General features: G+C 66.2%; 18 protein-coding genes. 13 read left to right on the plus strand and 5 right to left on the minus strand.

The annotated features are described in order from the left end of the window. Positions 1-305 precede the first annotated feature (305 nt). From GNX95_RS31020 to GNX95_RS31065, 10 genes are all read left to right on the plus strand, one after another. On the plus strand, positions 306-1,511 hold the full coding sequence (locus GNX95_RS31020) for an IS110 family RNA-guided transposase (protein ID WP_163504697.1): 1,206 nt from the start codon (positions 306-308) through the stop codon (positions 1,509-1,511). Positions 1,512-2,174: 663 nt separating this feature from the next. Continuing rightward, positions 2,175-3,242, plus strand: a complete 1,068-nt coding sequence (locus tag GNX95_RS31025; protein ID WP_222854177.1) for a tyrosine-type recombinase/integrase — start codon at positions 2,175-2,177, stop codon at positions 3,240-3,242. 30 nt (positions 3,243-3,272) lie between these two features. After that, on the plus strand, positions 3,273-3,602 hold the full coding sequence (locus tag GNX95_RS31030) for a helix-turn-helix domain-containing protein (RefSeq protein ID WP_246281819.1): 330 nt from the start codon (positions 3,273-3,275) through the stop codon (positions 3,600-3,602). 4 nt (positions 3,603-3,606) lie between these two features. Further along, positions 3,607-6,015 (plus strand): site-specific integrase, encoded by a 2,409-nt coding sequence (locus GNX95_RS31035; RefSeq protein ID WP_222854060.1) that lies wholly within the window; start codon positions 3,607-3,609, stop codon positions 6,013-6,015. Positions 6,016-6,622: 607 nt separating this feature from the next. Next, positions 6,623-7,420 (plus strand): SCO6745 family protein, encoded by a 798-nt coding sequence (locus GNX95_RS31040; RefSeq protein WP_163511229.1) that lies wholly within the window; start codon positions 6,623-6,625, stop codon positions 7,418-7,420. Positions 7,421-7,723: 303 nt separating this feature from the next. Next, a complete protein-coding gene (locus GNX95_RS31045; RefSeq protein ID WP_163511230.1) occupies positions 7,724-9,313 on the plus strand; it encodes a carboxylesterase/lipase family protein in 1,590 nt (529 codons plus the stop codon). 204 nt (positions 9,314-9,517) lie between these two features. Next, entirely contained in the window at positions 9,518-11,125 is a 1,608-nt protein-coding gene (locus tag GNX95_RS31050; protein ID WP_222854061.1) for an MFS transporter, read from the plus strand. A 136-nt stretch (positions 11,126-11,261) separates the two neighbouring features. Next, entirely contained in the window at positions 11,262-11,531 is a 270-nt protein-coding gene (locus GNX95_RS31055; RefSeq protein ID WP_163511231.1) for an ACT domain-containing protein, read from the plus strand. A gap of 29 nt (positions 11,532-11,560) precedes the next feature. Continuing rightward, the gene (locus tag GNX95_RS31060; RefSeq protein ID WP_163512041.1) at positions 11,561-11,905 is read left to right on the plus strand and encodes a YciI family protein; all 345 of its coding nucleotides are present in this window, start codon (positions 11,561-11,563) and stop codon (positions 11,903-11,905) included. After that, positions 11,902-13,146, plus strand: coding sequence for an RNA polymerase sigma factor (locus GNX95_RS31065; RefSeq protein ID WP_163511232.1), 1,245 nt, complete (start codon positions 11,902-11,904; stop codon positions 13,144-13,146). Before GNX95_RS31060 ends, GNX95_RS31065 begins: the two co-directional genes overlap by 4 nt. Before the next feature lie 363 nt (positions 13,147-13,509). On the opposite strand, the gene GNX95_RS31070 is transcribed toward GNX95_RS31065, so the two are convergent. Then, positions 13,510-14,022, minus strand: a complete 513-nt coding sequence (locus GNX95_RS31070; protein WP_163511233.1) for a hypothetical protein — start codon at positions 14,020-14,022, stop codon at positions 13,510-13,512. A 152-nt stretch (positions 14,023-14,174) separates the two neighbouring features. Here GNX95_RS31070 and GNX95_RS31075 point away from each other — a divergent pair, with 152 nt between their 5' ends. Beyond that, positions 14,175-14,384, plus strand: a complete 210-nt coding sequence (locus GNX95_RS31075; RefSeq protein ID WP_163511234.1) for a hypothetical protein — start codon at positions 14,175-14,177, stop codon at positions 14,382-14,384. Positions 14,385-14,460: 76 nt separating this feature from the next. Here GNX95_RS31075 and GNX95_RS31080 read toward each other — a convergent pair whose 3' ends face one another. Together GNX95_RS31080 and GNX95_RS31085 are read right to left on the minus strand one after the other, a co-directional pair. Next, the gene (locus GNX95_RS31080; protein ID WP_163511235.1) at positions 14,461-14,931 is read right to left on the minus strand and encodes a hypothetical protein; all 471 of its coding nucleotides are present in this window, start codon (positions 14,929-14,931) and stop codon (positions 14,461-14,463) included. A gap of 466 nt (positions 14,932-15,397) precedes the next feature. Next, positions 15,398-16,030 carry a hypothetical protein gene (locus GNX95_RS31085; protein WP_163511236.1) on the minus strand — a complete coding sequence of 211 codons (633 nt, stop codon included), beginning with the start codon at positions 16,028-16,030 and terminating at the stop codon, positions 15,398-15,400. A 469-nt stretch (positions 16,031-16,499) separates the two neighbouring features. On the opposite strand from GNX95_RS31085, the gene GNX95_RS44490 reads away from it, so the two are divergent. Further along, a complete protein-coding gene (locus GNX95_RS44490) occupies positions 16,500-16,973 on the plus strand; it encodes an NUDIX domain-containing protein (RefSeq protein ID WP_222854062.1) in 474 nt (157 codons plus the stop codon). A 6-nt stretch (positions 16,974-16,979) separates the two neighbouring features. Here GNX95_RS44490 and GNX95_RS31095 read toward each other — a convergent pair whose 3' ends face one another. Together GNX95_RS31095 and GNX95_RS31100 are read right to left on the minus strand one after the other, a co-directional pair. Further along, positions 16,980-17,588 carry a hypothetical protein gene (locus GNX95_RS31095; RefSeq protein ID WP_163511237.1) on the minus strand — a complete coding sequence of 203 codons (609 nt, stop codon included), beginning with the start codon at positions 17,586-17,588 and terminating at the stop codon, positions 16,980-16,982. Further along, on the minus strand, positions 17,501-19,840 hold the full coding sequence (locus tag GNX95_RS31100; protein WP_163511238.1) for a helix-turn-helix domain-containing protein: 2,340 nt from the start codon (positions 19,838-19,840) through the stop codon (positions 17,501-17,503). Before GNX95_RS31100 ends, GNX95_RS31095 begins: the two co-directional genes overlap by 88 nt. A 517-nt stretch (positions 19,841-20,357) precedes the next feature. Here GNX95_RS31100 and GNX95_RS31105 point away from each other — a divergent pair. Then, entirely contained in the window at positions 20,358-21,506 is a 1,149-nt protein-coding gene (locus GNX95_RS31105; protein ID WP_222854063.1) for a M48 family metalloprotease, read from the plus strand. Positions 21,507-21,508 lie beyond the last annotated feature (2 nt).

The raw sequence follows: 21,508 nt of genomic DNA on the forward strand, positions 1-21,508 counted from the left end.
CCGATGGCCGCCGCCTCGCAACGCCCACTCAGTCACGATGAGGTCCGCGACCTACCCGCGGTCATCAGCCTGCCCCCGTTACCTTTTTCGTGGCTCCTGATCAAGGGAGTTGTGGTCGCCAGGTTCGGCATGACTAACGTCCCCAGTCGTTCGCATGATCCGGGGGGTGGTGTCACCGAGCCTGGTGGCATCGAGGGACCGCTGATAGGGACACGGCCGCCGTCGGGTAGGTCTCGTCGTAACGTGGGTGCCGGCCGTCGATGCCTGACTGGCGACCGCCTGCGACGCGACGAAAGACACGGTGGATGAACAGCGAATATGGCGTGTTCCTCGGCTTGGACGTCGGCAAAGGAGAACACCACGCCGTTGGTCTGGACCCGGCTGGTAAGCGGCTGCACGATGCGCCGCTGCCCAACAGTGAACCCAAGCTGCGGGCGGTGTTCGACAAACTCGCCCGACATGGCCGGTTGCTGGTCGTGGTGGATCAGCCCGCCACCATCGGCGCCCTGCCGGTGGCGGTCGCCCGCGCCTGCGGGCACCAGGTGGCGTATCTGCCCGGCCTGGCCATGCGCCGTATCGCGGATCTGTATCCCGGCCACGCCAAGACCGACGCCCGCGACGCGTTCATCATCGCCGACGCCGCCCGATCCCTGCCGCACACGCTGCGACAGGTCGACGTCGGCGACGACACGCTGGCCGAACTGGAAGTCCTGGTCGGATTCGATGACGATCTGGCCGGCGAGGCCACCCGCATCGGCAACCGCATCCGCGGCCTGCTGACCGGCATCCACCCCGCCCTGGAAGGCGCGATCGGACCGAAGATCGCGCACCCGGCGGTCCTGGAAATCCTGTCCCGGTGCGGCGGCCCCACCGGCATTCGCAGGGCCGGACGACGCACGCTGACCGCGATCGCCACCACCCACGCGCCCCGCATCGGCGAGAAACTCGTCACCGCGATCTGGGCCGCGCTGGACGAACAGACCGTCATTGTTCCCGGCACCACCGCCGCCGACACCGTGCTGCCCCGCCTGGCTGACAGCCTGAAAACCGTTCTGGCGCAACGCGAACAGGTCAAACACGAGGTCGAGGAGATTCTCGATGCACACCCTCTTGCCGCGGTCCTGACCTCGATGCCTGGCATCGCGGTCAGGACCGCCGCCCGCATCCTCCTGGAAATCGGTGACGCCTCGGCGTTCGCCTCCTCCGCGCACCTGGCCGCCTACGCCGGCATCGCCCCAGTCACCCGCGCCTCGGGCTCCTCTATCAAGGGCGAACACCCCGCTCGAAGCGGTAACCGCAAGCTCAAGCGCGCGTTCTTCCTTTCCGCGTTCGCCGCCCTGCACGACCCCATCAGCCGCGCCTACTACGACCGCAAACGCGCCGAAGGCAAGAAACACAACGCCGCCCTCATCTGCCTCGCCCGCCGACGCTGCGACGTCCTCTACGCCATGCTCCGCAACAAAACCCAGTTCCGGCACCCCCAACCAGCCACAGTCGCTACGGCGGCTTGACAAATTCATAGGGACACCCCCCCGCGCCCTGAGCCTGAGCCGCACCACGACGTACGCCCTCGTCCGGGCCGACGCTTTCCCGGTCCCGGTCATTCCGGTCGGTGACGGCTACCGGGTGCCCACGGCCCCGATCCGACGCCTCTTGGGTATCGACCTGCCCGACGGCGCTACCGGCTAGGACATCGGCCTGCGGGAGCAGATTGCTATCCTCGCCGACCCGCTCGTCGCTAGTGGTTCGGTGGGGTTTCCGGAGACTGCCGTTGGCCGATCTCCACAAGCTTGTCGGGATCAAATTCGACCCGCGATCCAGTGTCGAGCAGGACCACGACGCGTTGACTCGATGTGAGTAGTTGCCGGCTGACTATTGCCGGGCCGAGGCTCAGACGCATTCCCGGTTCCAGCTGGCCGGCGGGTACGAGGCGCATATCGAGATCGTGGCAGGAGGGTCTGACAACTCTCGGGAATTGCATCAGATGGGCGCGATAGCGCTGATTGCCTGGTGGCGAGCGCGGGCTCGAACCTATCACCTGACCCGCTGCGACACGCTCATTGATCTGCACGTATGGCAACTCGATCCCGTTTGATGCATGATCAGCCCACTATCCGGGCGCGGTTGGGAGTGGGGTGCGGCAGGTCGATCTGGCGGGTGCGGCGCACCTGGAGATGGTGTCGGGTGTCGTTCAGTTGCGTCCGGAGGACGCCATGGTCGAGGCGATGCTGCGCGGGTGGCGCGCCCAGCAGGCCGCGCGAGGGCTGCGGCAGGACACCACCGCGGTGCGGGAGCGAGTAGTGCGCCGGTTCATGGGATTTACGAACGAGTACCCATGGCAGTGGACCGCCGCGCATGTGGACGAATGGTCGTTGTGGATGACGAGCGAACGCCATTTGGCGCCATCGACAATCCGTGCTTACCAGAACAGTGTGCAGCTGTTTACCGAGTTCCTTACGGACAATGCGCGTTATGGCTGGGTTTCGGCTTGTGAGCGGGAGTTCGGTACCGGGGTGCATCCGATCCCGATTGTGCACGAGTGGAACTCGATAGCCCATTTACAAACCTACGAGGGAAATCCGGAGGCGCGTCCGTTCACACGTGAGGAGTTGCAGCGGTTCTTCGACTACGCCGACGACCAAGTGGATCGTGCGGTACGGGCGAAACGCAAGGGCGTGTTGGCCGCCTACCGGGACGTCACCTTGTTCAAGGTGATGTACGGCTGGGGCCTGCGGAGAACCGAGACGGCCCGCTTGGACGTTCACGACTGGGGACGCAACCCGGAGGCGCCGCAATTCGGCCGGTACGGGATGTTGCATGTCCGCTACGGCAAGGCAAAGCGCGGTCAACCACCTCGTCGGCGGAACGTGCTGTCGATGTTCGCTTGGGCGGTCGAGGCGGTGAGCGACTACGTGGAGAACATCCGTCCACGCTTCGGCTACCCGGACCATCCGGCGTTGTGGGTGACCGAACGCGGCGGGAGGGTACGGCCACCGGAGATCAACGCTCGGTTCGAGTCGTATCGGGATGCGTTAGGGCTGCCGAAAATCCTTGTTCCCCATAGCTTTCGTCACGGGTATGTCTCGCACAACACCGAGGACGGGGTGGACCGGAGGTTCCTTCAGGTCCAGGTCGGGCACGAGTGCGACAGTTCGACCGCGATCTACACGCACGTGTCAGACGACTTCATGAACGCGGCGCTGCGTAAGGCGATCGCGCCAGCCCTGGTACCAACTGACTGACGACAGGAGACACCGTTGATAGGCCAGAAGTTGGACTACCGCTGGCATTTGCGTCAGGTCATGGCGACGCGGGAGATGTTTCAAACCACCGACTTGCTCGCTCCACTCGCGGAGCGAGACATCACCTTGTCTTCCAGCCAGGTCTACCGACTCGTCACCGAACGCCCCGAGCGGCTGAGCCTGAGAATTCTGATGGCATTGCTGGACATCCTCGATTGCTCGATGGACGACCTCATCGTGCCGGTCGCCGACGCCAACACCGCGACCACCCCGAAGAAGAAGGTCGTTGGTGGCGGTTCAGCGGAGAGGATCGGCGAACTGCGACCCAAGCGCGCTCGGATCGCGCCGACGGACCGGTGACGGCGTGACCAACGAGTTGGTCGACGAGGTGCTCGCCGATCCCGTCGGTGTGGTTGTCCGGTTGGTCGGTGAGGTTGAACCGAGCATGGAGGCAGACCAGGTCAAGGAGATCGTCTGCTCGGTGGCGCGGGCGCGCGCCGGCCAACGACGCCTCGCCCAGGCGCTACGAGACAACCCAGCGCTGCTGACGACGGGCCGGCCACCGGCGCCGTTCTGCGTCGCCAGGTTGCTGACCGCGCTGAACAAGGCTGGCGCACGCACGGTTTCACTTCCCCGGTGCGTTCAATGTGCCCGCGCATGCCGCCGGGTCAGCAGCGTCCGCGGCGGTCAATGGTCCTGCTCGCCGTGCTCGAGCAAGTCCGCCGTTTGTGAGGGATGCGGGGAAGAACGCCCGGTCCACAGTCGGGGCCGCAACGGTGAAATGCGGTGCCGTCGCTGCCGCGACACTGGTGACCCGCTGACCGAGTTGGTCGACCTGGTCACGCGGCTGGATCCGGCGCTCGCCCCGGCGACGGTGTTGGGTGCGTTGAATCAGGCGACAACTCGCTCTGCCAGCCAACGACAGCTGGCGTGGGCCGTGGTCGCCCGACCGGATCTGCTGACCGGCGCGGGATGCGAGGCGCCCGCACCAGCGGTGCTGCGGTTCATCGACGCGCTCGTCGCAGCCGGGTCCACAACCGTTGTCCGGCCGGCCTGTCCACATTGTCGCCAGGTGAAGCCGCTGTTGAATCTCGTGGGCGGTAAACGGGTCTGCCGCGTCTGCTACGGCCGCCATGTCGCGGTCGCTTGCGCACGGTGCGGCTCCGTTCAGGTGCCTCGCTCCCGTGATCCGGACGGCGCTCCGTTGTGTTCGAACTGTCTGATCAGTGATCCCGTCAACCACGAGGAATGCCGAGCGTGTCAGCGCCGGAGGCCCGTCTCCGTCCGATTGGTGGACGGGCCGCGCTGTCGCGGCTGCCATCCAAAGACGATGGCGCAGTGCGCGATCTGTCATCGGACTGGCTCGTGCGATACGTCCCGCGTCACGGGGCAACCATGGTGCACCGGGTGCCAGAAGAAATGGGTCACCTGCGGCGGCTGCGGCCAGAACGCCCAACTTCGCGGGAGCACTCTCGACACACCCCTGTGCGCGCGCTGCGTCAATCCGGACCCCGACTTCTGGGGGCGCTGCCCCACCTGCCGAACCACCTGGCAGTTCAGCAATGCTCCATGCCCGTGGTGTGTCCTGGACACGCGAGCCCGAACACTGCTCGGCGATCAGAACGGCGCCATCTCCGCTGGCCTCACCCCGCTCCACGACGCCTTGATGCGCGTGGAGCGGCCGGACACCGCCATCAACTGGCTGGCGCGCCCGAAAGTCGCCGGACTGCTGACTGCCCTGCAACGCGACCGTCGGCCGCTCAACCACCAGGTGCTCGACGAGTTACCAGCAAGCAAGACCCTGGCCCACCTGCGCAGCGTTCTGGTCGCCACCGGCGCCCTTCCCGTACGCGACGAACGACTCGTCGACTTGGAGCGCTGGATCGCGGCCACCATCCAAGCCCGCAGCGATCCCACCGAACGCCAAATCCTCCACAGCTACGGCATCTGGCACCATCTACGCCGGCTACGCCAGCGCCTCGACGGGACGCACACCACCCGTCTACAAGCGCTTAACGTCCGCTGCCACCTCATCGCCGCCATTCACCTTCTGGACTGGCTCACCACCCACGGCCGCGCGCTCACCACCTGCACCCAGACAAACCTGGATGACTGGGCAGCTGCCGGTCACAGCCGTCGAGGAGAGACCGCCCACTTCGTACGGTGGGCTGTGGCCCACAAACACGCCCGTGGCCTGGCCCTCAGCACGATCGGCTGGCACGGCCCCGCTGGACCGCACGACACCGAGAAACGCTGGGACGACGCCCGCCGTCATCTCCACGACGACACCTTGCACATCGCCGATCGGGTCGCCGGCCTCCTCCTACTGCTCTACCCCCAGCGTGTCTCCACCATCACCCAGCTCACCACCGACAATATCCATGACGACGGCCAGACCATGACGATGTCCTTCGGCCACGTTCCCCTTCAACTCCCCGAACTTGTCGCAGTCCTTGTCCGCGAACTCGTGGCGACCCGTAAGGGCAGCACTATTATCAAAACAACCGACACGGACACAGATTCCTGGCTGTTCCCCGGCAGACGGCCTGGCCAGCCACTCAGCGATCACCGCCTCGGCCAACGCCTCCAACGCATCGGACTCCACCCCGGCCAGGACCGCTCCACCGCTCTGTTCGCCCTGGCCACCGAGTTGCCCGCCGCAGTCCTGGCCCGCATACTCGGCATCTACATCAAAGTCGCTGTCGCCTGGCAACACGCCGCCTCCGGCGACTGGACCGCCTACGCCGCCGAGCGCAGCCAACGAACGCCCTGACGTCACGAACGCAGGTCCGCAATCAGGCCGAAGCATGAAATACGGCGAGCTGCGGGCGGGCCGCCGGCTGCCCAGCTGTACGCAGGGCGATAGCAACGGAAATCACGATGGCAACGGCAAGTGCGACGGCAACGTTGGGACGCGGCTGGGCGTCAACCGCTGACGTTGCCGAGTCCACTGGATGATCTGCTGCTGAACCTCGTGGGCAAACCGCCGCAGCAAAGCCTCGCTTGGCCGCACCGCGGACAACCAGTGGGTGTTCCCCCGGCGGACTTCCTGGGCAACCATGCATCCGGAGGCTATGGCCCGTCGACTACGTCAACTCGGGAGCTCCAGCCGGACGCTCGCAACACCGCCCTAATGGACAACGCCGCCGCCGCTCCCGCCGAGGTTGCCCGCGGTCAGATTGGCATGAATAGCCGCAGCGGGATGGTCATCCTCACTCGACCTCTCGGGCGATGAGAGGGGAGTTCGTGGCAATCTCTTCATTCGATGTCGTATCCGGGTCGTGTTGTTCGTGGCTAGGGTGAGCGGTCGCCCGCACGGGGCGCTGCCACGATCACGGGAGATGCCACCAATGCCGCACTCACCGGCCAAGGTTCACCGCATGTTCGAGCTCATCGAGCCGATCGCCACCGTCAGCTTCTCCAAGGTGGTGACCGAGGCGTTTCTGGCTCTTGGGATGCGCAACTATTGGGACGGGTATTTCGCGGGTCGGGCCGCGCCGCTGGGGTTGGCGCCCGCGGAGGTGGTGCACGCCGTCTTCTACAACTTCGCTGACGGCGAGGTGGCGCGTCACGTCCCCTGGGTTTGGGGGAAGACCACCCCGGAAGAGGCGATCGCCGTGCGTGAACGGAGCAGCGCCACCGTGCTGCGGCGCGGGATCGGCGTACTCGCCGAGGCTCCTGGCCTGGTGCGGGTGGCCGACCTGGCCGCCCGGGCGGCGGTCAGCGCGCCGACCGAGGGCCGAGCGCTGTACGCCGCACTCCGGACGCTGGACGTGCCTGCGGAGCCGGTGGCCAGGCTGTGGCATGCGGCGACCCTGTTGCGTGAGCACCGCGGGGACGGTCACAACGCGGCTTTGCTCGCGCACGGGATCGGCGGCACTGAGGCCCACGTCCTGATGGCTCTCACCCTTGGAATGAGGGCCGAGAAATTCGACCGGCTCCACCACCTCCCCACGGCGCGGCTGGCCGCCGTCGTCGACGGACTGCGCGACCGTGGCTTCGTGGATGCCGTCGGCGGGTTTACCGACGCGGGTCGACAGACCAGGGAGCGGATCGATGCCCTCACTGACGAACTGGCTGCTCCGGCGTATGACGAACTCAGCGCGGATGAACTCGACGAGCTGATCGCCGGACTCGAGCTGATCGCCGCCGCACGGTACAAGCGGTCAGACGACTGAGTGCCACCGTTCCGTGGAAACCCGCGGGCCGGGAAATCACCAGTCCTGATGACGCCGACGGCAGACTTCCGATGCCACTGTGACATGAGGTGTGCCGACACCAGTGGTGGCCACGATGAGACGGCCAATGACCAGGAGCAGACCCATGTGCATTCCAATCCGTAATCTGATCGGCCTCGGCCGGTTTACCGCTACAAGTCAACTGTCGCCGATGGTGCTCAGTGCATTGGATTCGCAATCCGGTGACTCACCCGACCTTTCCGATTTCACCGTTTTCGGCTTCGTCGTTGACGGAGGCCCGGCATGAGCCGCGTGACGAGGATTGCCGGCTTGCTCATCGCCATTTGCGGGGCAGCCGGCCTTCAGAGTGCGCAAAGCGCGCAGGCCGCACCGAGTGAGACCGCACTGGGGGAAGATGCGGTGGTCAGCACCACCAGTGGATTGGTGCGCGGTGCTGTCGAGGACGGTTACCGTACGTTCCGCGGGGTTCCGTTCGCGGCACCGCCGGTCGGCGCGCTGCGGTGGCAAGAACCGCGGCCGGTGCCGCCCTGGAGTGGTGTCCGTACGGCCACGCAGCCATCACCCCGATGCGCACAGACCGCTTTCGGTGGCGGAGCCAGTGACCGGGAGGACTGCCTCTATCTCGACGTCACGACGCCTCGGTCGGCCGGTCACCGAACCCCAAAACCAGTCATGGTGTGGCTGCACGGCGGTGGCAACACCTTCGGCAACGCCAGTGACAACGACCCACATCCTCTTGCCGTCGGCGGTGACGTGGTGGTCGTCTCCGTCAACTACCGGCTCGGTGTGTTCGGCAATTTCGTCGTGCCGCAGCTCGGCGACGCGCCGAGTTTCGGCCTGGAGGACCAGCAGGCCGCGCTGCGCTGGGTCCGCGCCAACGCGGCCGCTTTCGGCGGCGATCCGCGAAACGTGACGTTGTTCGGTGAGTCCGGCGGTGCGCTCGATGTGTGCGCACAGTTGACCTCGCCTGGCGCGCGCGGCCTGTTTCAGCGCGCGATCACCGAAAGCGGCGGCTGTTCGACGAGATGGCCGGTCAACGGCATCATCTTCGGTGACCCGGCCGGCACGCCATGGAACTCGATGACGCGGCAACGCGACATCGGCCTGGCGATCGCCGCCAAGGTTGGCTGTACGGATGCGCGCCGGATGCTGGAATGCCTGCGCGGCACCACGACCGCCGCGCTGCTGGCCGCCGGGCCGACGCCGGTGGCAACGGCCATACCGTACGGAAACCGGACCCTGCCCATGCGGCCGGACCTAGCCCTGCGTGCCGGACGATTCGCTCGTGTCCCGGTGATGTGGGGAACCAACCACGACGAGTCCTCGCTGGCCGTCTCACTGATCCCGGACGCCGACCTGGTCTACTCGAAAATCCTGGCCGACGAATTCGGCCCGGATGCCGCCGCAGCCGTGAACCAGCAGTATCCAGCCAAAGACAGCGATCCATACGCCGTACGCGCCAAGGCGCTGACCGCGGTGAACACCGATCGGGTCTGGTCCTGCCAACAGCTCGCAGACGATCGGCTCCTGACCAAGCACACGACGGTTTTCGCCTTCGAGTTCGCCGACCCCAACGCGCCGTTCCCCGCCCCCACCCCGTTTGCGCTCGGTTCCTATCATTCCGCCGAAATCCAGTACCTGATGGATATGGGGGCCGTGCTCACACCTGAACAGCAGGCTCTGTCGCAGCAGATGATCGCGTACTGGTCACAATTCGCCGCGACCGGACAACCCAACCGCCCCGGCCTGCCGGCATGGCAGCCGTTCCACACGACGCACGTGCAGGCACTCGCACCAGGCTCCGGTCAGACCCGACCGGTGAACCTCGCCGCCGAGCACCACTGCCAGTTCTGGTCAACCATTCACGCATAGACAGCACGCATAGGTATCGGAAGGAGCCGTATCCGGGGCCGCGACCTGCGGCCCGGATACGGCTGTCCGCCACGGATCTGGGTTCACATTGGCGCCGCAAAGAAGTTCCGGAGGTCGGTGTCGGATCGGGGCCGAGGTGTTCGTAGTAGGGGTGACAGGGCCGCCTATCAGGTCGTGTCACCGCATCGACGACAGGATCAGATCGTGACTACTGCACACACCAAGCAGGGAGCAGGACAGCGGGAATGGGTTGGGCTGGCCGTGCTCGCCTTGCCCACGTTCCTTGTCACCATGGATTTTTCCGTCCTGTACCTGGCCGTTCCGCACCTGACCGCCGATCTGGCGCCCAGCGGTATCCAGCAGCTGTGGATCGTGGACATCTACGGCTTCCTGATCGCCGGCTTCCTGGTCACCATGGGAACCATCGGTGACCGGATCGGCCGTAAGAATCTGTTGCTCATCGGAGCGGCCGTGTTCGGCATCGCCTCCGTAACGGCGGCGTTCTCCACCAGCCCGGAAATGCTCATCGCCAGCCGTGCACTGCTCGGCGTGTCCGGAGCCGCCGTCATGCCCTCAGTGCTGGCCCTGGTCACCGGCATGTTCACCGACCAGAAGCAGCGCAGCAGAGCGCTGGCGATCTATCTGACCTGCTTTATGGCCGGACTGACCCTCGGGCCGCTTGTCGGCGGCGTACTGCTCCAGTATTTCTGGTGGGGCTCAGTGTTCCTGGTGTCCGTGCCAGGGATCGTGTTGCTGCTGGCGGTCGGCCCCTTCCTGCTTCCCGACCAGAAAGCACCGGACACGGGCAAGCTTGACCCACTCAGCGTCGTGCTCTCGCTCGCGGCGATCCTGCCGTCGGTCTACGGGCTCAAGGAGCTGGCTCGCCACGGCTGGCAGTGGTTTCCCGCAGTGGCACTGCTGGTCGGCATCGCGGCCGGAGTCGTGTTCGTCCGACGGCAGCGTCACCTGGAACACCCGCTACTGGATCTGCGACTGTTCGGCAATCGCACCTTCAGGTCAGCGCTGACCCTGATGATCGTGACCAGCGTGGTCGGCACCGGCACCCTGCTGATGGTCACGTCCTACCTGCAGAACGTCACCGCACTCACCCCTCTCGCCGCCGGCCTGCTTCTGGTCGTCCCCAACGTGCTGATGATCATCGGTAACCTCGGCACGCCACCGCTGACCAACCACGTCCGTCCGGCATACCTGATCACCGGCGGATTGTTGGTAGCCGCGGCCGGCTATCTGATCTTCACGCTGGCCACGCCGACATCCGGGCCCGCGACAATCGTCATCGCGATGTGTGTGGCCATGCTCGGCACCGGTCCGCTGGCCGCGCTCTGCAACCAGCTCGCCATGGGCGCCGTGCCGCCAGTCAAGATCGGCTCAGGCGCGGCGATCGTGCAGACGACCAACGAGTTCGGGCTCGGACTCGGCATCGCCACCCTCGCCACACTCGGCAACGCGGTCTACCGGAGCAACATCAACGATGCGCTCAGCACGGTGCCGGCCGGTGCGGCGTACGCGGCGCGGGAAAGCATCGACCGCGCGGTCGCAGCGGCCGGTCATATCGCGGCAGAACAGGGCGGCGACCTGTTGGCCGCGGCTCGTGACGCCTTCACCTCAGGCGTCCACGTCGTCGGCATCGCCAGTGCGATCCTCTATGCCTGCCTGGCCGTACTCGCCCTACGTACGTTCAAACATGTGCCGACCTCAGCCGATACCGATGACGCCACAGACAACGACAAGCAAATCCACACCCGGTCCGGCGCACCATCATCAGAAAGGCGTTCGCATGCAAAAATCTGACAATTCTCGTCGTCGCCAGCAGACGTTGCGAGTGCTAGACGGCTCTTACGTTCTGGACCGTCCGACAGACGTCACCGACGTTGTTCGGCGCACGGACGTCCTGGCCGTCGTGTTCGGTCCGGACGGAGCCACCGTGATGCGGCGCAACGACACTGCCGACACTGCCGACACCGCCGATATTGACGACAGCGGTGAAGATCCATGGTCGGCGCTGTGGAACGGTGACCAGGCGCACGACGTACAAGCGACCGGGATGCTCAGCGCGATCGTGGCGCCGCTTGCGGCCGGCGGCGTACCCGTCTGGGTGGTGTCGAGCTACGACGGTGACCTCGTCCTCGTGCCGACCGATCGGCTGGATGAGGCTTCCGAGGTGTTGCAGATGGCCGGCCACGAAGTCCGGCGTTGACCACCCCAACCATGAGGAGACGACCTGACATGCAATACCTGTTTTCCGTGATCGACGACCAGACCACCACACCGACCCAGTCCGAACTGGCCGCCACCGGCGCGTTCAACGCCCGGCTCCAGGCCGACGGCTACTGGGTTTTTGCCGACGGACTCGCCTCACCCCGTACGGCCACCGTCGTCGACAACCGAGGCAGCGAGACCAACGAGCCGGTGTTCACCGACGGTCCCTTCCTGGAATCCAAAGAATTCCTCGGCGGGCTCTACATCATCCAGGCCCCAGATCTCGACGTGGCGCTCAAGCTCGCCGCCGAAGCATCCAAGCACTGCAACCGGCGGATCGAGGTTCGGCCGTTCCACAGCGAAGAAGCGTGACCGACCCGAAGGAGGCGATCACGCGGGCCCACCACGCCGAGTGGGCACGGGTGGTCGCCTCGCTGACCAGGCGTTTCGGTGACCTTGACATCGCCGAGGAAGCGACCGCTGAGGCATTCGCCACCGCCGTGGAGCGGTGGCCGGCCGACGGCGTACCTCCCAACCCCGGCGCCTGGCTGACCACCACCGCCACCCGCAAGGCCATCGACCGCGTCAGACGCGAAAACAAGCGGGACGACAAGCACAAGGAGGCCCAGCGCATGTACGACGCAGACCCGGCTGAGCCGCCTGATTCGCTGGGTGCCATCGACGACGACCGGCTCCGGCTGATCTTCACCTGCTGCCACCCGGCGCTGGCGATGCCGACTCGGATGGCGCTGACGCTGCGCATGGTCGGCGGCCTCACCATGCCCGAGATCGCCCGCGCCTTCCTGGTGCAGGAGGCTGCCATGGGACAGCGGATCACTCGCGCGAAGGCCAAGATCAAAGCCGCTCGCATCCCCTACCGAGTGCCGTCCGCCGACGACCTGCCGGCCCGCGTTGCCGGCGTACTCGCCGTCCTGTACCTGGTCTTCAACGAGGGCTACCTGGCCACCGGCCCGCACACCGATCCGGTACGGCACGACCTGACCAGCGAGGCCATCCGGCTCACCCGCCTCATCCACGACCTCCTACCCGACGACGGCGAGGTGACCGGACTGCTGGCGATGATGCTGCTCACCGAGGCTCGCCGCACCGCCCGGCTCTCCAGCAGCGGCGAACTGATCCCCCTCGACCAGCAGGACCGCGCGACCTGGGACCCGACACTCATCGCCGAGGGACATCGGCTGGTACGCCAACGCCTCGCCGCTGCCGCCGCCGGGCAGGCCCCTGGCCGCTACCAGATCCAAGCCGCGATCAACGCCGTACACACCAGCGCCCGCGACATACGCGACACCGACTGGACACAAGTCGTCGCCCTCTACGACCAACTCGCCCGTCTCGACCCGTCACCGATCATCATCCTCAACCGGGCCATCGCCGTCGCCGAGCTCGACGGACCGCACGTGGCACTCGCTGCCGTCGACCGTCTCCAAGACAGGCTGGCCGGCTACCACGCCTACCACGCCACCCGCGCCGACCTACTACGCAGAATGGGCCGCAACCAACAGGCCCGCGCAGCCTACGACAAAGCCATCGAACTAGCCGGCAACACCGCCGAAACCACCTACCTCACCCGCCGCCGCGACCAGTTGCAGTAGCGCCTGCCCCGATCAGCACCGCTCCTCACGTCCCGGCCCGCCAAGTCATCACGAGAGAACGCCTCCAATAGCGACCATTTCGCGCTTGACTCAACCAAACGCTCAGAGTCCACCGAGGGCGGCCACGAGACGGTCCAATAGCGCCCGGGGAAGTCGAGGACGGCGTCGGGATCGGTCCAGCCGGTGGCGCCGGTGGCGTCGAAATGTGACGCAGCCGATCCAATTCCGCGCGCGAGCCGCCAGGCATCCAGCACGACCGGCCGCCAACACTCAACGCCGAACTCCAACTGCTCGGCAAGACCCAGCCTTACTGAATTCGGCATGTTTCGACATTTCGCATTACCAGCAACTCTCAGAGCCTGTTCAGCAAGTGTGGATCTCAGCAGCGGTGAGAGCATGAACGAGCGTGATCATTTCGCATTCCCACATCTGATCGCTACTGACGTCCTGTACGTAGTTGGGAAGTTCGTCCGTGACGATGATCAGGTGACGGTCGCTCGTGGCGACGATGCTCCACGCGGGTCCGTGTAGCCGTACTACGACGCGATGCTCGGTGCTGCATTCGCGACGTAGCGCTCCCGTCGGTATTCGACCGGTGTCCGCAATGAGATCGGCCGCCTCGTCGAGGACGGCCGGCGCCTCGGACGAGTGGTCGATGGTGATAGCCAGACGGTGCGTCCACAGCGGTCCGCCGTGCGCTCCCGCGTTTGCGCCACGGAGTTCCACCGCGATCGTGTCCGCGAGCCGCTGTCTCTGACGTGCTGGATCGGGTGCTTGCCGGTCCTGTTCAGCGTCGCGGGTTACTTCCCGATACTCAGCCGTTGAGAGGTCACACGTCGGTACCGCATGAAGGTGTCGCCGGGACTCGGCCGCCATGCCCATGAGCGTGGCAGGTCGATGTCATGAACGCCACCTCCGCCGGACATGTCGTTGGCCGCGCGAAGTCTCCATCGTTCCGCCGGTGGACAGGCCGGTGCGGATTGTGGCGGTACTGATCGCGACGAGTTGGCCGGGATCAATCTCCAGACGTGGCCAAGGGCGAGTGCGACGACCATGAGTTGCCTGGCGATGCGGAGTTGCCGGTTCATGATCATCTGGCCATGGGCCAGGACCAATATGAACACCCCTACCGCATCCGACAGCAACCTCCTGACACCAACACCAAATGCCGACCAGTACGCCTGGACACCAACAACTGGGCTGGACAGGGCAGGCTTTCCGACGGTTCGAATATCTGACGTCACCATTAATTTTCGCTGAACAACACCAGCCCTCGCCTCAATCCCGAAAGCGAGCCGTCCGACGCCGCACGGGTCAGGGTGTGGGCCGGGTGTGCAGCCAGTAGACGATCTGGCTGACGTCGTAGCCGGCTTTGTCCAGGACGAACCCAACGACGGTGTCGGCTTCGCGATCGGAGGTGGCCACGCGGGCGATGTAGGCCGCGTCCTGAGCGGCGATGTTCGGGACGGGGTCTAGGGCCGCGGCAAGGGTCTGCATGACGGCTCCGGTCGCTTCCAGCTCGTCGGCCTTCCGCTCTTGCTCTTCCGGCCATGCCTGGCCGGCATCAAGCGCCGCGTCCCGGCGATCGTGGAGTCGCTGCGCGTACGTCGCGTGCGCCGAACCGGTGTCCTCCAACCAGGTCCGCAGCTCGGCGTCGTCGAACCGCTCGGCAATGATCGCGTCCAGCGCCTGCTGGCCGCGTTCGACCGGGTAACGCTCCAGCACCAGCGCGGCCAAGCTCCGGGCGATCTCGCGCTGCACGGCCGGGCCGGCGCTGGTGATCATCGCCGACAGGTTGGGCTGGACGGCTTCATACATCACGGTCGGGGCCTCCAGGTGGGTGTCTCGTTGGGACCATAGGACGGGCCGTGTCCTGGCGGCGCGGGCGGGTCCGGTCCGCGCCGGGGCTCGCGAGGCCCTCCGTACGGCTGTCCGGGTGGCGGTTGCTGCATGCGGGTCAGCGGGCGTGCCCCTTCGGCCCGTAACGCTGGCTGGCATGCGCGCCAGCAGATGCCGTAAGCGGCGGCGACCGACTCCAGCCGCAACCCGTCCTCGTCCGGGTCGATGGGAATCCCCAGTGCGGCCTTGTCCTGCTGTTCGTGGCAACTGGGAACGCGCGGTATTCGAAGTGGGCGAATGCTCTTGCCCGATATTTGCTGTCAGTCCGTACTATCGACGCCCTCTCGGCGGCATGAGAGTGCGTTGGTGATTGCGCGGTCTGAACTAGTCGGCCGAGCCCTGTTCTTTGCCTTCAGCCGAAGAACGGGTTGTTCGCCAGTGCTGCGTCGCGTCGTGCCATGGCGGCGCGCTCGCGGGCGGCTTGCGCTTGGCTCTGATGGTGGAGCCAGCCGGCGATGGCGGGTGCCTGTGCGGCTGGAGATGTCCGTACCGCGGAGCTCAGGGCGTTGAAGTCGGATGCGGTGAGGCCGTGTGGGCCGGTGGCCATCCGCAGTTGAATGCGGTGTCGGTCGTCGGCTGCCGTGAGAACGGTGTGGGTGCCGCCGCGAAGGATGGCAACCTCTTCCACCCGTAGGACACCGGCGGTCGCCAGGTCGATCGAGATCGTCCGGAATACCCGCGCGGTGAGGACCGATCCGCTGAGCGCGGCGTAACTGCGCTTGTCCCTGATCGCCAGGGTGGCCACCGCACCCACCACACCGACAGCGCCACCGACGATCGGCAGCAGAACAACGACCACGAGCACGCCGACTCCGAGACCGGACTGATTCGGTCGCAGAATCGCCAGCCCGGACCAAGTCAGAAACATCCCAATGACACCGACCGCGAACCCGGCCGGCGCGATCATCCTCATGCACAACCGGGTCGCCGGCGAGGCAAGGGGACGCGCCGACAACATCAGTCCGCCCGACAGGTTTGCCGTCATGCGACAGAGCATCGCACCAACTCCCAGCGGCGATATCCCGGTTTTGTGCCAAGCACCGCGGCGGTGATTTCTACGTGACAGGTCGCCGGCCCACCATCCGCCGGGCAGGCAGATAGCTTCTGGTCCTCACCACGACGTTGGTCGTTATGTCCTGCAGCGCGCACGTCGACGAATCCACGCACCTCGGCATGAGCGGACATTTAGCTGCGCCACTGACTGAGGCTCTTAGGTCTATTTCTTTTCTATACATAGAAAATTCAATCTGAACCCTGATGCAATTCCGCACTTAACTGGGAACGTGTGGTATCCGAAGTGGGCGAATACTCTGGCCTGATATTTGTCGTCAGTCCGCACGATCGACGCGCCGTATCGGCGCCCGGTACCTCACGTCCGTTGATGGTCTTGAGGACGGCGTTGCGACAATCCCGATCTCAGTCGCTGGACTTGTGCGCGGCGGTCTTTGCTCCTGGTGCGGCGCCATCCGTCGCGTCGACGCGATCCCGAGTGCTGGGACCTCGTCGGCGGACATGTCGAGCCGGGCGAGTTGCCTCGCCAGGCCGTCAGCCGGGAATGTCTCGAAGAAGTCGGGTCCACGTCCACGACCCTGGTCCCGGTCCCGATGATGATCAACTATCCTGCCCTCGACGTGCATGGCTTCCTCGTCACGCGCTGGTGTCACGCGCTGGGACGGAGAACCTGTCAACGCCGCGCCCGACGAGCACGACGATGTTCGCTGGTTCCGGCCCGGCGATCTCGCGGACCTGAAGATGGCCCACCCGGCCGGCGTGTCGAGCATCCTGAGCGCCGTCCAGGTCGCAACCGACTAACCGCTACGAAACCGCTAGCTCGTCGGCCTGAGAGGGCAGTGGGGCGCGTTCCCGCCTTCTCGGGCCAGATGTCGGTATCTCTTTGTGCTGTGCACCCTACCGGGAGTGAGCCCTGATTTGTCTCAAGCCAGTCTCGGTACGGTGCACAGGCGGATGCAGCCGATGATGATCGGCGGTGCGAGAAGATAGCCCAGGATGAAGGTGAAACCGGAGAACACGACCCAGAACGATCCCGGCTCTTCGCTGATCATCAGCGTGAGAATGAGCACTGGGATGCCGGGCAGTAGTACTGCGGCGAGCGCGTAGCGTAGGCCGGCCGCCGGGCTTTCGGCGAGGTAGGCGGCGGTGATGCCGGCGCCGGCGAGCGTCGTGTAGGCGAAGTAGACGACCGACCCGATGGTCATGTCGAACCAGTTCACGTTGCCGCCGGCGATCATGTAGAGCATGACGTTGCCCCACGGAATCGCGGTGATGAGCCAGCCGGCCGGGATCAGGGCGAGCAGGAACGCGGCGACGAACCGGGAGATGACCGTGATGACGTGGACCCGGTCCTGTCGACGGAGCAGCCGGCGAACCAGCTCGTTGGCGTGCCGCGCACCCTTGGTGGAGGTCTTGTAGACCCCGTACAACATCGCGATCCAGCTCAGGGCGGCGACGAGCAGGATGAGCCAGGGATTGTCGCCGGCCAGAGCCCGGAGAATCTCCCAGAGGTCCGGCGCGTTCTGCAGCATGTCCCGGATGATGGCAATACACGCGGGTCAGGCGCGATGTCGCGGACCGGCCACCTGCCGGCCAACTGTGGCTGGCCGGGATCAGCGAGTACGGTCCGCGAGGTGGTGCCGAAGTTGCTCGTGTCGGAATTCGAACACCGGCCCGGGTTGGCGCAGCACGCCTCGCTGGTAGGCGTCGTCGAGGAAGGTCGGCAGGTTCCACGGTAGTTGGCCGGTGAGCGGCAGAGACGGCTGAGGATGATCCACTGGCCCCACGCGGTGAGGCAGATGCCGTACGCGAGCGCCACGACGGCGCCCCCAGTGACACCGCTGACGATCATTTCCACGGCGTTGATCGGCAGCGAGAGGCCGGCGGTCAGCTGCGGTGCGAGGTTGCGGAGAAGTTCGAAGGCGACGTGGCCGAGGGGATCGATGCCGAGCGCCATGATCAGGCCGCCGACGAGCCAGGCGAGCAGCATCTGTGTCAACGCCGTACGACGGTTGGCCGCCAGGAAGTTGCGATGCGATGCGGCGGTTCCGGCGTCGGCCGGCGATTCGAGCCAGGAGGCGAGCGCGACGACGGCGGCGACACCGACCGCGGTCGTGACGGCGACGGCCACTGCGTAGGCGAGCACGAGGGCCAGCGGAAGACCGAGTGAACCTGACACGATGCCGTACACGATGCCGAACGCGAGGCCGCCGAGGCAGGCCCGGAACGTGCGCGTTCGCAGAGCTCGCATCGACACCGCGCCGGGGAGCCGGCCGCGGCCGAACCGGGCCGCGATACGTGACGGTCCCGGCGTGGCGGCCCGGCGCCGACGTACCAGGCCATAGATCAGGCCCGCGGCGAGTCCGGCCGCGGTCCCGTCGAGAGGCGCGGCCAGGGACTCCAGTTGCAGGGTGGCCAGCAACGGCCTGCCGCTGGTCAGCATCACCGATGCGGTGCCCAAGACCAGGAAAGCCAGCGTCACGGCGAGTCCGGCCACGACCCCGATGATGATCGCGCGAGACGGCAGGCTCATGGCGCAGCCGAGTTGCCACCACGCGATGTCCCTGGTGTTGGTTTTGCGCGTGTGCCAGGCCAGATAGCCGAGCCAGCGATCGACCTGGTCCAGCGGCCAGTCGCGGCTTCCGCCGGCGCTGAACCGGGAGCGTACGAAGCCCGCCAGGAGGTGGCGCTCGACGGCGTCGCGGTCGGCGAAGCGGTTGTCGTCGCAGAGGTCGTCTAGATCGGCGTCACCCGTGTCGCGGTAAATCGTCTTGGCGAGGGTGACCAGCAGCGGGGTGGCGATGGTGTCGCCGACCGTTCGGGTGGGATGGCGCGGGTTCTCGGTGGCGGGCAGTACGTAACTTTCCCAGTCGTCGGGGTTTAGGTCGATCAGCTGGATGACCGCAGCATCGGACAGGCCCTCGCCAGCGTCCGCGTACTCCTGTGGCCGGCTGGTGAGGACGTACGGCATCCGGACGTGGTCGAGCGCCCGCAACGCACGGCCGCGCAGGTCGGACGAGATCTCGTCGAACCCGTCCAGGACCGGCCGGATCGCGTGCACCTCGGTCAACGCCGCCGCCAGCGTCAGTTCGCCAGGCAGGGATTCCGCGAGATGCGGATAGTCACGGAGCAGTTGCCCCCTGATCCAGTCACGGAATGGGGTTTTCGGATCCCACGAGCCGATCTGGAACACGACCGGGATCGGATCGTCCGCGCCGCGCGTACGCAGCAGATCGAGTACGAGCCGCAGCGAGGCGACGGTCTTGCCGGAACCGCCTTTCCCGAGAACGACCAGCCGCGGATGCCGCTGCTGCTGGTAGAACTCGGCGATCGCGCCGACCTCGCCCTGGTGGCCGATCGCCGCCGAATCGTACCCCTCCCGCCACCGTACCGGCGGAAAGTCTGGCGGCACCTCGTGCTCGTACTCGCGGTTGGCGCGTCTGCCAACCTCGATCGCAAGCACTTCGGCCGCGTCGTGGAGATGGTCGAGCCGGTGCGGCAGCCGAAAGCCGCGCGGGGTCGGCGATCCCTCGCCGGCCGTACGGCCGGAGCGTACGCCGGCCGCCAAGTCGATGAGCTCCGCTTTCTCGGCATCGGACAGCCCGAGGACCGGTGCCTCGGCGAGCAGCCGCACGGTGACGGCACCTGGGTTCTTGTACTGGCCCTTCTCCAGCCGGCGGATCGTGCGTTCCCCGATCCCGGAGTCGACCGCCAGCTTTGGCTGGGTGAGTCCGGGGACCCGCAGGCGAAACTCGCGCAACCGATTCCCCAGCTCGTTGGCCACGCCACGCCCTCCGGTAGGCCGAACAGTCCAGCGTTCGACCCTAAACGTTGCCCAGCCACATGTGGCCGGTGGGTTGGCCGGCCCCAAAGCATGGCGCTGACCTGCGCGCATTGCCACCATCGCGGCATGCCGCCAACGGCCTTGAGCGGGACGGCAGTCGCTCGGGGCTGTGCTGGCGCAGTATCTGGCGCACTACGTAGGCACGGATGTCGGAGGTCAGCTTGAGGAGCGTCGTACGTGAGGCCGTCACTGGATGGTGGCGCTGGTGAACCACGACTGGAACCAGGACGAACCCTCGACTCCTGCAACGAACTGGCCCGACCCTCCCGCTGTTGGTGAACCGGCGCCGAACCAGATGCCATCCAGCGGCAACGCACCGCGGCCATACCGGAGAGCCGGCGTACGAGGAGCTGGGCTTCAAGGATCCGGCGTTAGAGGACCGCACCCGACAACCCATGTTCCGGCTTCGCCGTATCAGCCGGTAGCAGGGGGTGACCAGTCGCTGGTCCGCGGTGACGTGGTCGACAACTGGCCAAAGCGGTTTCCGAGTATGCGCCAGTGGGTGACTGCCGGGTTGTTTCGTAATTATCGTGGTGTTTCCGCGGCGTTCTTTGCGACCTGGTTCGGAGTGCCGCTGGCGCTGGTGCTGGCCATGGTCGGCGGTGTCTTTGGTGCTGTGGTGGGAATTGTCAACGGCACGCTGTCTCTTGGTACGACGGCGCATGACATTCCCGTGGTCGGTTCGATACTGACGCAGACCGGCGGCGAGATCGGCGGAGTCGCCGGCGGAATGCTGGGTTTCCTGGTCGGCGCCGTGTCCGGATTCCTCGCCGGGTTGGTACTGCCGTGGATCGGGTTGTTCCAGGCCGACCCACTGCACGCCGTCGGCGCGCTGGTCGCACAACTGGTGGTCGGCTTGTTCGTCGGGGTGCTCTATGTGCTGTACAGGATCGCTTTCGAGGGGTGGATCCTGCGCATCAGCGGCGCGCGACGAATGAGCAGGCGCGAAGAGGCGTTGCTCATGCCGATCGTGCAGGACTGCGCCGGCCGGCTTGGCCTGCGCGGTCTGCCCCGGGTACTGCTGAACGACGACCGTACGCCCAACGCGTCGGCGTGGACCCGCCATCTGGTGATCAACCAGGGTTTGCTGGACGAGTTCAACTACGACCGCGAGGCGATCGCCGGGGTCATCTGCCACGAACTGACGCACTGGAACAACGCCGACGCGATCGCCAGCGCCTTCGTCCGTGGCGTCTCGCTTCCGCTGTACCTCCTGTACGCGGCCGCGACCGCCGTGATGACGCGTTTTCGGCACCCCGTGGTGCACCTGCTGGTGTGGCTGGTGTTCTGGCCGGTGCTGGTGACATTCCGGTACTTCATCGTGCCGATGCAGGCGGCGGATTCGCGCGAGGCCGAGTACCGCGGTGACCGGGCCGCCGCGCAGGCCGGCCACCGCGCCGGGATGCGCCTGGTGCTGGCTCGGCTTCGCCGCTCGTTCGACGGCAGCCGCGACGGGTGGGACCTGGCCATCTGCGCCACCCATCCTCCCAACGAGCTGCGCCTGGAAGCCATCGAGGAACCTGGACGGGACTATCCGTTGCCGGACTCGGACGCGCCAGCCCGCCCGATCCCAGTCGCGATGATCAGCACCCTGGACAGGGACTGACG

The organism is Fodinicola acaciae (genome assembly GCF_010993745.1).
GTDB lineage: Bacteria > Actinomycetota > Actinomycetes > Mycobacteriales > HKI-0501 > Fodinicola > Fodinicola acaciae.

Coding starts and splice junctions, on each gene's coding strand:
- GNX95_RS31025 (WP_222854177.1), top strand. CDS start 2,175: ATGGTGTCGGGTGTCGTTCAGTTGCGTCCGGAGGACGCCATGGTCGAG.
- GNX95_RS31095 (WP_163511237.1), bottom strand. CDS start 17,588: ATGCTGCAGAACGCGCCGGACCTCTGGGAGATTCTCCGGGCTCTGGCC.
- GNX95_RS31040 (WP_163511229.1), top strand. CDS start 6,623: ATGTTCGAGCTCATCGAGCCGATCGCCACCGTCAGCTTCTCCAAGGTG.
- GNX95_RS31020 (WP_163504697.1), top strand. CDS start 306: ATGAACAGCGAATATGGCGTGTTCCTCGGCTTGGACGTCGGCAAAGGA.
- GNX95_RS31070 (WP_163511233.1), bottom strand. CDS start 14,022: ATGGCGGCCGAGTCCCGGCGACACCTTCATGCGGTACCGACGTGTGAC.
- GNX95_RS31060 (WP_163512041.1), top strand. CDS start 11,561: ATGCAATACCTGTTTTCCGTGATCGACGACCAGACCACCACACCGACC.
- GNX95_RS31055 (WP_163511231.1), top strand. CDS start 11,262: ATGCGGCGCAACGACACTGCCGACACTGCCGACACCGCCGATATTGAC.
- GNX95_RS31085 (WP_163511236.1), bottom strand. CDS start 16,030: ATGACGGCAAACCTGTCGGGCGGACTGATGTTGTCGGCGCGTCCCCTT.
- GNX95_RS31045 (WP_163511230.1), top strand. CDS start 7,724: ATGAGCCGCGTGACGAGGATTGCCGGCTTGCTCATCGCCATTTGCGGG.
- GNX95_RS31080 (WP_163511235.1), bottom strand. CDS start 14,931: ATGATCACCAGCGCCGGCCCGGCCGTGCAGCGCGAGATCGCCCGGAGC.